The organism is Methylocystis sp., assembly GCF_021731785.1.
Lineage (GTDB): Bacteria > Pseudomonadota > Alphaproteobacteria > Rhizobiales > Beijerinckiaceae > Methylocystis.
Genome location: NZ_JAKFWS010000169.1, coordinates 1 through 9,893 on the forward strand (window position 1 = coordinate 1; position 9,893 = coordinate 9,893).

At 61.0% G+C, this 9,893-nt stretch carries 10 protein-coding genes and 1 pseudogene; 6 read left to right on the forward strand and 5 right to left on the reverse strand.

The features are described from left to right. Both QZ964_RS20305 and QZ964_RS20310 read left to right on the forward strand, forming a co-directional pair. Positions 1 to 183: pseudogene (locus tag QZ964_RS20305) on the forward strand (polyphosphate kinase 2); the annotation flags it as partial. Positions 184 to 413: 230 nt separating this feature from the next. Further along, on the forward strand, positions 414 to 692 hold the full coding sequence (locus QZ964_RS20310) for a hypothetical protein (protein WP_292533964.1): 279 nt from the start codon (positions 414 to 416) through the stop codon (positions 690 to 692). A 71-nt stretch (positions 693 to 763) separates the two neighbouring features. Here QZ964_RS20310 and QZ964_RS20315 read toward each other — a convergent pair whose 3' ends face one another. Together QZ964_RS20315 and QZ964_RS20320 are read right to left on the reverse strand one after the other, a co-directional pair. Beyond that, positions 764 to 895, reverse strand: coding sequence for a hypothetical protein (locus QZ964_RS20315; protein ID WP_292533967.1), 132 nt, complete (start codon positions 893 to 895; stop codon positions 764 to 766). A 45-nt stretch (positions 896 to 940) separates the two neighbouring features. Further along, on the reverse strand, positions 941 to 1,960 hold the full coding sequence (locus tag QZ964_RS20320; RefSeq protein ID WP_292533970.1) for a patatin-like phospholipase family protein: 1,020 nt from the start codon (positions 1,958 to 1,960) through the stop codon (positions 941 to 943). A 240-nt stretch (positions 1,961 to 2,200) separates the two neighbouring features. Between QZ964_RS20320 and QZ964_RS20325 the strand changes: the two genes are divergently transcribed. After that, positions 2,201 to 3,760 (forward strand): carboxylesterase, encoded by a 1,560-nt coding sequence (locus tag QZ964_RS20325; RefSeq protein ID WP_292533986.1) that lies wholly within the window; start codon positions 2,201 to 2,203, stop codon positions 3,758 to 3,760. A 57-nt stretch (positions 3,761 to 3,817) separates the two neighbouring features. On the opposite strand, the gene QZ964_RS20330 is transcribed toward QZ964_RS20325, so the two are convergent. Both QZ964_RS20330 and QZ964_RS20335 read right to left on the reverse strand, forming a co-directional pair. Then, the gene (locus tag QZ964_RS20330) at positions 3,818 to 4,147 is read right to left on the reverse strand and encodes a hypothetical protein (RefSeq protein ID WP_292533973.1); all 330 of its coding nucleotides are present in this window, start codon (positions 4,145 to 4,147) and stop codon (positions 3,818 to 3,820) included. Between the two features lie 176 nt (positions 4,148 to 4,323). Beyond that, a complete protein-coding gene (locus tag QZ964_RS20335; protein ID WP_292533975.1) occupies positions 4,324 to 5,373 on the reverse strand; it encodes an AI-2E family transporter in 1,050 nt (349 codons plus the stop codon). 462 nt (positions 5,374 to 5,835) lie between these two features. Here QZ964_RS20335 and thrS point away from each other — a divergent pair, with 462 nt between their 5' ends. Then, positions 5,836 to 7,788 carry a threonine--tRNA ligase gene (gene thrS / locus QZ964_RS20340; RefSeq protein WP_292533978.1) on the forward strand — a complete coding sequence of 651 codons (1,953 nt, stop codon included), beginning with the start codon at positions 5,836 to 5,838 and terminating at the stop codon, positions 7,786 to 7,788. 250 nt (positions 7,789 to 8,038) lie between these two features. Here the strand turns inward: thrS and rpmB are convergent, their stop codons facing one another. Then, the gene (gene rpmB / locus QZ964_RS20345; protein ID WP_292533981.1) at positions 8,039 to 8,332 is read right to left on the reverse strand and encodes a 50S ribosomal protein L28; all 294 of its coding nucleotides are present in this window, start codon (positions 8,330 to 8,332) and stop codon (positions 8,039 to 8,041) included. A 385-nt stretch (positions 8,333 to 8,717) separates the two neighbouring features. On the opposite strand from rpmB, the gene QZ964_RS20350 reads away from it, so the two are divergent. Both QZ964_RS20350 and QZ964_RS20355 read left to right on the forward strand, forming a co-directional pair. Continuing rightward, positions 8,718 to 9,608 (forward strand): NAD(P)-dependent methylenetetrahydromethanopterin dehydrogenase, encoded by an 891-nt coding sequence (locus QZ964_RS20350; protein ID WP_292533984.1) that lies wholly within the window; start codon positions 8,718 to 8,720, stop codon positions 9,606 to 9,608. A gap of 160 nt (positions 9,609 to 9,768) precedes the next feature. Beyond that, positions 9,769 to 9,893 (forward strand): formaldehyde-activating enzyme (locus QZ964_RS20355; RefSeq protein ID WP_292532040.1); only part of this gene is annotated, 125 nt, incomplete at its 3' end.

Consider the following 9,893-nt stretch of genomic DNA (forward strand, 5'->3'; position numbering starts at 1 on the left):
CATATTGTCCGCTCGGACGACAAGAGGCGGGCGCGCCTCAACTGCATAAGCCATCTGCTCGACTCCATTCCATATGAGAACGTCGACCGCGAGAAGGCTAAACTTCCGAAGCGTTCGATGGACCGCGGATATGACGATCTCGCGTCGCTCGACGGGCTACGGTTTGTGCCTGAAAAATACTGAAGCAATGCGGATTTGGCTCGCGGGGCTCAGACGTTCTCGGGAATGCATTGTCGGTAGGCGCGTGCGGCAAAGTGAGACAATGCGCGTTAACCAAGCCTGTGAAGCGGCGAAGGCCGTGTATCCCAGCAGATCAACGTCTTTCCGCAAGGAGCGCCCGCGGTCGAGCCCATTTGCGAAGGTTTCCGAGTTATGCAAAATTGAAGCGTGACAAGTCCTTTGGGAGGGAACACATGACTACTGATAATTTTGACGAGAGCTCTCAACTCTCGCGCCGCTCGCTGCTGACCGCTCTGTTTGCGGCGGCGGTCGTCGCCCCGGTCGCGGCCCTGATTCCGGACGACGCCGAGGCGCAGGAGCGACAGTTCACTACCTTCCATCACCAGCCCCGCTCTCCGCGTCCGCGCAGCCATGCCAGAGGGTCGCGGCGTCATCGCCGAGTCGCGCGCGTCCGCCGCACCGGACCGGCGAAGTCGACCGCTCCGGAGACGTCCGAGAAGCCGGCGCAGTAAGGACGGACGGCTCGAACAAGGCGCGCGGTCGGTTTCTCGCACCATCCGCGCGCCTCGCTCGAAGAACTCGTTCAAGAGGCGCCGAATTCTGAGCCGAGCGCGATAAGCGCGCCGACGATCGCGACCACGACGATATTGAGATAGCATTGCTTGTGCGCGCAGCCGCAAACGGCGGGTAGAGTCAGACTCGCTATGCGAACCATATGAGTCCGCAAGGGGCGGCAAGAATTCCAGCAAGTCCCCTCAGGTCAAATCCCCTCAAGCAATGCGTCAAGGTCTAGAGTGGAACGGACGCCGACGTCGCGATCGTGACGATCGAGGAACGCTTCAGCCGATCGGCGCCCCTCGTCGCGCAGCATGCAGAGAAAATCCCATTCGGCGATAAGTTTGGAGGATGCGCTGAGTTGCGTCATCTTTTCGGTCGAAATCCGGTGGATGCGCATCCCCGCCCAGCGTGAGCCCTCCTTGTCTCCTGGGTTAGCGGCGCGGCGCAACAAGGCGATCATGCGCAGCTCCTTGAGCAAAACCGCATTGAATGACACTTCGTTGAGGCGGTTCAATATTTCGGTCGCCGACCGCGGCGTGTTGTTGCGCTCGATGGGATTGATCTGGATGAGGATCGTATCGGTCGACTCGCATTCGCGAACGAGCGGCGTGATTGTCGGATTGCCGGAATAGCCGCCGTCCCAATAGGCTTCGCCGTCGATTTCGACGGCCTGGAACATGGTCGGCAGGCACGCCGAAGCAAGAAGCGCGTCCGGCGTGACGTCGGCGTTTCTAAAGACTCGGGCGCGGCCGGTCGAGACGCTTGTGGCGGTAACGAAAAGCTTGATCCGCGCGCGCGCGAGCCGGCCGAAATCGACGGTTTCCGCCAGAATCTCCCGCAGCGGATTGACGCCCTTCGGATTGAGATCGTAGGGCGAGAACAGACGCGACATGATGTCGGTCGCGACGAACAAAGGCGAAGCGTCCAGCGTCCAGCGACCCATCAACACGTCGATAGGATTACGCTGCAATGGACTGAGGCGCGCCGCCAGCGAAACCCGCCGCCAGAATAGCTCGAGCGCCGCGCGCGCGCCGTCCGCCCCGCCATCGACATAGCCGCTGATTAACGCCGCCGCGTTCATAGCGCCGGCCGACGTGCCCGAGATGCCCTCGATCTGGAGCCAGGATTCCTCCAGCAGACGGTCGAGAACGCCCCACGTATAGGCGCCATGCGCGCCGCCGCCCTGTAAGGCGAGATCAACAAGAACCGCGTCGCGCGTCATATTCGCAAGGCCTCACCTCGGCGTCGGCGACCTACCAACTCGAATCCCGGCTAAAACACTCGGGGCCTAATTTGAGAGCGCCTGCGCATTATCCAAGAAGCCCGATCGATTTATCCGCTGGGCTCGGTTCGAATGAATTATAGTTTGCGTGGGTGCGCCTGATTGGGCAAGCAGCTTCTTCGCGCGTCGACCATCTGCAGCATGGGGCGCGCGATCGGGGGCATGAGCCGAGGATAGATGATGCTGGGCATTGCGCTCAAAATAGCCAAATGGTCTTTGGCGTTGTTAGGTCTTTTCGTCGTCACGTTTCTCGCGGTGCGAATTTACAACTCTCAGCGCGGACTGCCGCTTGACGTCTGGCATACTTACGTCCCTCATGAGCTGAGCGAGAAGGAAATCGACGCCGCCGATTGGGAGGCCTATCTCGAGGCGGAAGAAAAAATATTCGACTCTCTGCGCGTCAACGTCAGCCAGCAGTTGACGCCGGAAGAAAAGGTTCCTTTCAATCGCTATTTCGAGGGCAGTCCGGTTTACCCGCGACATTTTTCGCAGGATTGGAACCGGTCTTATCTTCTCCAACCCGCGGGACCGCCGGTCGGCGCCGTCGTGCTGCTGCATGGATTGACCGATTCGCCGTACAGTTTGCGCCACATAGCATCACGCTATCGCGATCGCGGATTCGTAGCGGTCGCGATCAGATTGCCTGCGCATGGCACAGTGCCGGCGGCTTTGACCGAGGTGGAGTGGGGGACTTGGTTGGCGGCGACGCGTCTTGCTGTGAGGGAGGCGCGACGACGGGCGCCGGGTCCGGCGTCTCTGCACATTGTCGGATTCTCGAACGGCGGGTCGCTCGCTCTGAAATATGCGCTCGACGCCATCGAGGATGAGCGTCTCGCCCGGGTCGACCGTCTGATCCTGATTTCGCCAATGGTGGGAATTACGAGATTCGCGCGTTTTGCCGGTCTGGCGGGCCTGCCGGCCATGCTGCCCGCCTTCGCCAAGGCGGCTTGGCTCAGCGTGTTGCCCGAGTTCAATCCATTTAAATATAATTCCTTTCCCGTGAATGGCGCGCGACAATCCTATCGCCTCACGCATGCGCTTGGAACGCAAATGTCGCTGGCGCGACGAGAGGGTCGGTTGACCGCGCTGCCGCCGATACTGACGTTCCAGTCCGTCATGGATTTCACTGTCAGCACCCAGGCCGTGCTTTCCGGGCTTTATGATCATCTGCCAGCGAACGGAAGCGAACTCGTCTTGTTCGACGTAAATCGCAACGTCAAATTTGGTCCGCTGCTTCGCGCCTCCGCGGAAGCCGCGCTCTCTCAACTCGTTCCCGTGGGCGTCAGAAACTACCGATTGACGATCGTGACCAACGCCGGCGAAGGAACCGACGATGCGGTCGAGCGTGTCGTCGAGGCTGGCGTGACGGCGGAGCAAACCCGCCCGTTGGGGCTACAATACCCGAAAGGCGTGTTTTCGCTCTCGCATGTCGCATTGCCCTTTCCGCTCAGCGACTCTCTCTATGGTCTGACGCCGGACCTCTCCGAAGATTTTGGCGTCCACCTGGGCTCTCTGGCGCCGCGCGGCGAGCGCGGCACGCTGATCGTCAGTCTGGACGCCCTGCTGCGCATGTCATCGAACCCATTCTTTTCTTACATGGCGCAGCGTATTGAAGAACGCCTTCCGGATGCGCCAAACAGCGACGCGCCCGCGCCTGGCGGAGAGCGCCTCGACTCGCCGCCGCCGGCGACCCCGACGCCAGCGCCGCCGCGGCGCCGTCGTCCCGTCTTAAGGCCATAGAACGCAACGGTACAGCGGAGATGCGACAAGCATCGCCGCGCCCCGGTTCCCGCGAAATTAGGATCGCTTCCTTCGCTTAACGAAAAAACGCCCCAGAAAGCCGATGAGGTAACCCCCGATCGTTATCGCGAAATAAACCAGGATCACAAAGGCCCAGCGATCATTCGCGGATACCGCCCTGCGAAGTATATCCGTGAGATAGGTCAGATCGACGAACCTATCCGCGATGACGCCGCAAGCGACGGCAAGCATTGGAACGATCCACCACGGAGCGCGGAAATAGCCAAGGAGTATCGCGATCAAGAATACGACCAAGCCGAAGATGTGCACGAATTCGAGGAACACAGCCTGGGAGACCAAGCCAGTGAATCGGATCAGCCAAAGCATCTGATGTCTCTCTGCGCGAATTCAGTCCATTCTCTTATCGTATAAGGCTGGCGTCAGCCATATGTTTCGCCCGAAAGCGAGACGCAACGCCTCGCGCCGCGGACTTTCCAACAGAGGTGAAGGCGGCGGGATGCAGACGTAACGAAAGAAAGCTTGAAGACGTCTCCCCGTCCCCCTCAGGATGGTCGGGGCGCTACAGCGCCCATGCGTCGTCCGCCTGACAACAAATCCGCGACCCACTGAGTCGACGGGAATTGCTCGCATATCGTCAGCGCCGCGATCGAAAGCGGGACGCCGAGAAAGGCGCCAAGCGCCCCCCACAGGAAAGTCCAGAGAACAATCGAAAAAAGGACGACAGGCGGCGAGATCGACAGAGCCGATCCCGAAAATACCGGCTCCAGATAGCTCCCGATGATGAACTGGATGACTGACACGCCCAGAAAGACGAATAAAGGCGTCTCAAAGGAGCCGAACTGCACGAAGGCAAAGAGCGGCAGCAGCGCTGTTACGATGAGAGATCCGATATAGGGCAGGTAGTTCAGCGCAAAAGCCAGGACGCCCCATGCGCCCGCCATTTCCAGTTCCATGAATTTAGCAAAACCCCATACCGCCAGACCTGTCGCTATGCTGGCGATTGTGCGAACGAACATATAGGTGCGGAACTTTTCGCCGATCTTCCTGCCGCCTTCCAACAGGCGCTGGCCTGTCATCTGATTTCCCAGTGAAGCGATTCGCGCCCGAACGAATTCGGCTTCCGACAGTCCTAAAATCACATAGATGAGGACTATAACCGCGAAGGCCAAAATTGTGTTCACTCTCACAGCGACTGTGCGTAGAAGCCTTACGAGCGACGCGCCGTTAAAATGTTCCGCCATGAGCGTGAAGACGAAAATGTCATGCTCTTCCAGCCACGACGTCGACGTCATCGCCGCTTCCTGGATTCGGTCGAGATTCTGTCTGATCCACTCCACCACCTCTCGTCCGCCCCAGGCGATCAGGGAAAACAGCGCCAGGACCACGGCGGCGGTCATCACGACGGTCACGGTCAACGCAATGGCCTTCCCCACTCTCGCCTGCATCGACTTCTGCAGGGGCCAAGCAATCGCAATGATGAAGACAGCAAAGACGACTGGCTCAAGTACCGCCTGCCCGAATTTGCAGGCGATCAGGATGACAAAGAGCATTACGGTAACCGAGGTCACGTTCGAAATAGGGTTTTTCTCCATGGCGATTCTATCGTCCTTAGACGCGCTGTTTGATCGTCTGCGATTTCGAGATGGCGGGCGGCGAAATTTGAAGAAGGCGCGGCCAATCTGGCGGTTAAGTTTACGAGACGGTCAGTTTGCGTTGCAAGCGCCATCTGAAATGACGCGCGCCTGATCGCTGCGCGGAATTTGCTGTGATTCGCGGCGATCAGCGCGCCATCGGATGCGTCTTGACGCACCTCATCGACAAAGTCCTCTGGGCCAAGCCGGCGCGCCCGGCAGTACTTTAAGAATTGCAAAGTTCCCACAATCACATAGCAGTTCCAGTTACATCCTGTCCGGAGCGCCAGCGCTTCTTCTCAGACCAAACGACGCCCCTTCGCGCCGATTGCATCCGCGCGCGGTCGGCGTTATGAATGCGCCGTCCATCCAAAGCGACTTACGTCGACTCGTATCGGCGACTGAGCGTGACAGGAGCGCAATATGATAGCGGTTACATTTCCCGACGGGGCGTCCCGTCAGTTCGATCCCGGCGTTTCGGGCGCCGACATCGCCAAGAGCATCTCTCCATCTCTCGCCAAACGCAGCGTCGCCATGACGCTCGACGGCGCGCTCGTCGACCTCGCAAGCCCGATCGAGCGCGACGCGAAGATCGAATTCGTCACGCGTGAAGATCCCCGCGCGCTTGAGCTTATTCGCCACGATGCCGCGCATGTGCTGGCCGAGGCGGTTCAGGAGCTCTATCCCGGCACGCAGGTGACGATCGGCCCGGTCATCGAGAACGGCTTCTACTATGATTTCTTCCGGGCCGAGCCGTTCACGCTCGAAGACCTGCCGGCGATCGAAAAGAAGATGCGCGAGATCGTCGCGCGTGACGCCAAGATCACCCGCGAAGTCTGGAGCCGCGACGACGCCAAGCAATGGTTTCTAACCAAGGGCGAGATTTTCAAGGGCGAACTCATCGACGCGATCAAATCCGACGAGCCGCTCTCGATCTATAAGCAGGGCCAGTGGCTCGACCTCTGTCGCGGCCCGCATATGCCGTCCGTCGGCAAGGTCGGCACGGCCTTCAAGCTGATGAAGGTCGCCGGCGCCTATTGGCGCGGCGACTCGACGAAGCCGATGCTGTCGCGCATCTACGGCACGGCCTGGGCGACGCAGCAGGAGCTCGACGCTTATCTCCATCGGCTGGAGGAAGCCGAGCGGCGCGACCACCGGCGGCTGGGACGCGAGATGGATCTCTTCCACTTTCAGGAGGAAGGCCCCGGCGCGATCTTCTGGCACCCGAAAGGCTGGACGCTATTCCAGAACGTCATCTCCTACATGCGCCGGCGCCTGAAAGCCGACTACCAGGAGGTCAACGCCCCGCTGCTTCTCGATAAGACGTTGTGGGAGACGTCCGGCCATTGGGAATGGTTCCGCGAGAACATGTTCGTCTCGCAGCCGGCGCGCGAGCAAACGGATGAGGATCGGCTCTACGCCATCAAGCCGATGAACTGTCCGGGCCATATCCAGATTTTCAAACATGGCCTGAAATCATACCGCGATCTGCCGCTGCGCATGGCGGAGTTCGGCGTTGTGCATCGCTATGAGCCGTCCGGCGCGCTGCACGGCCTGTTGCGCGTGCGCGCCTTCACGCAGGACGACGCGCATGTCTTCTGCACCGAAGCGCAGATGGCGGAAGAATGCCTCAAGATCAACGATCTCATCCTGTCGACCTACGCCGATTTTGGGTTCGAGGAAGTCGTCGTGAAGCTTTCGACGCGTCCGGAAAAGCGCGTCGGCTCCGACCAGGCCTGGGACGAAGCCGAAGCGATCATGACGCGGGTCTTGAGTGAAATCGAAGCGCGCTCGGGCGGACGCATCAAGACAGGCGTCAATCCGGGCGAAGGTGCCTTCTACGGCCCCAAGTTCGAATATACGCTGCGCGACGCGATCGGCCGCGAGTGGCAATGCGGCACGACGCAGGTCGACTTCAACCTGCCGTCGCGCTTCGGCGCCTATTATATCGGGCCGGACAGCGACAAGAAGACGCCGGTGATGATCCATCGCGCGATCTTCGGCTCGCTCGAACGCTTCACCGGCATTCTGATCGAACATTACGCCGGGCATCTGCCGCTGTGGCTGTCGCCGCTGCAGATCGTCATCTGCACGATCACCCAGGACGCCGACGACTACGCCTATGAGGTCGCCGCCGCAGCGCGCAAGCTCGGGCTTGCGGTCGAGGTCGACGCGCGCAATGAGAAGATCACCTACAAGGTGCGCGAACATTCATTAGCGAAGGTCCCCGTGCTGCTCGTCGCCGGCAAGAAAGAGGCTGCCGAGCGCACGATCTCGATACGTCGGCTCGGCTCGCAGGCGCAGACGCAGCTTCCGCTTGAGGACGCATTAAAGCAGCTCTCAGAGGAAGCTACGCCGCCGGATGTGCGGGGGTAATCCAAGGACGCTGGGCGATACCTCCTCCCTCGCGGGGAGGTCGCCCGCCGACGGCGCGCGGGGAGGGGGATGCTTTGGCCCCCCTTTAACCCAACCCAGTTCGCTTCGCGAACCACCCTCCAAAGGGGAGGGATTAGGCGCACGGGTATGCGACTCGACTTCTGGCGCCGCGTCCGATCCAAGAAGAGCAACAAAAGAAAGAGCCCCGTCGCCATGTAGCGCGGGGCTTTTCAAAAGTAGTTTAGGTTGATTACGCGCTCGCCGGCGCCTGCTTCTTCTCGATTTCTCGCTTCAATTCGCGCGCGTTCTGCGACAGCTCCTCGCGCTTCGCCTTGAGCAGGAAGGCGTCAAGCCCGCCGCGATGCTCGACCGAGCGCAGCGCAGCCGCAGAAATGCGCAGCCGCACCGAACGCGCCAACGCCTCGGAGGCGAGCGTCACATTGACGAGATTGGGCAGAAAGCGGGTCTTCGTCTTGCGATTGGAGTGGCTGACGAGATTGCCGGTCTGCACGCCCTTTCCGGTCAGCTCGCAACGGCGGGACATAACGGTTCCTTTCGCTCTATTTTTCCATGAGCGGACCGTGGCGTCTGTCGCCCGCGGTCGCCAGCAGAGGGTGAAAAAGACAGCGAGGCGCGACGCCGATGCGCCGAGCCTCGTTTCCGGGGCTTATAAAGGCAAAGCGCGGCCGGCGTCAACCAACGGCCGTCGCCCCGCGGCCGCCCGCTGCGGCGCACACGCCTCTGGACATCGGCTGCGTTCTGGGTTCTAAGCCTCCCGTCGCTCCGGGCAGGCCAGGTCGCGCAGCCGCGCGCCGTTCCTTTTGCCGGGAATCATTGAGAGACCGAGGGGCTGGAGACCGTCTCCCGCCGGCGCGTCGCCTGATGGCCGCGCAAGACACGAAAATTGAGGGAAAGGTTGGGGAAATTCAATGGCCAAAGCGATATTGCACATGCTCAGCACGTTGAAGCATATGAGTCCCTTCGACGTAAATATGGCCCTCGACGCCGGTTATGATGCGGCGATTCCCTATACCAATGTCACGCTCGACGAGGTCACCGCGCTCGTGCAGGACGCGATGTTTTCGCGCGCGCCTTCGGCGGCGCTGCGCACCGGAATCTTCTTCGCCGGCCGCGACGCGGTGCTGGCGCTCGACATGATGGACGCGGCAAAGAAGGCGCTGCTCAAGCCCTTCGAAGTGTCGCTGTTCGCCGACCCTTACGGCTCCTTCACGACCGCCGGCGCGATGGTCGCCTGCGTCGAAAAGATTCTGCGGGAGAAGAAACAGCGCGAACTCAAGGGCGCGAAAATTGTCATCTACGGCGCGACCGGCGTCGTCGGCTATTCCGCGGCGGTCATCTCGGCGCTTGAAGGCGCTAAGGTCACCGTTGTCGGCTATAGCGGGCTCGAGCGCGTCGCGAAACTCGCCAACGAAATGTGCGCGCGTTTCGACATCAAGGTGATGCCCGCCGACGGCTCCAGCCCCGAACAGGTGCGTGCGCTGCTTTGCCAGCATGAAATCGCGCTCTGCGCGGCGCGCGCCGGAATTCAGGTGCTTTCGAAGGAAGATCTCGCCGCCGCCAAGGATCTGTTGATCGCCGCCGACGTCAACGCCGTGCCGCCGCTCGGCGTCGAAGGATGCGGCCTGCACGACAATGGCGTCGTTATCTCGCCGCATGGCGCGCTCGGCATCGGCGCCTTGGCGATCGGCAACGTCAAATACGGCGCGGAATCGGGCCTCTTCAAGAAGATGGCGTCGTCTGACGAGCCGCTTTGTCTCGACTTCCGTCACGCTTTCGCGCTGGCGCGCGAACTCGTGTGACGCTCGCGGGCTCGCCGGGCTCCCGCCTTGGCAAGCAGGCGCAAAAATGGTTGAGTCCGCGCCGCGAGCGACAGCTTGCGGGGCTTTCTCATCGCCGCATGCAGCGGGCGTGCGGCTCGTTTGAGGCGCTTCAGGCGCTAGGATTTTGGGAGAAGAACACATGGCAGTAATCAACAAGATGCTGGTTGGCGAGTCGCTGGTCGGCGACGGCAATGAAGTTGCGCATATCGACTTGATCATGGGTCCGCGCGGCTCGGCGGCCGAGCTCGCCTTCGCCAACGCGCT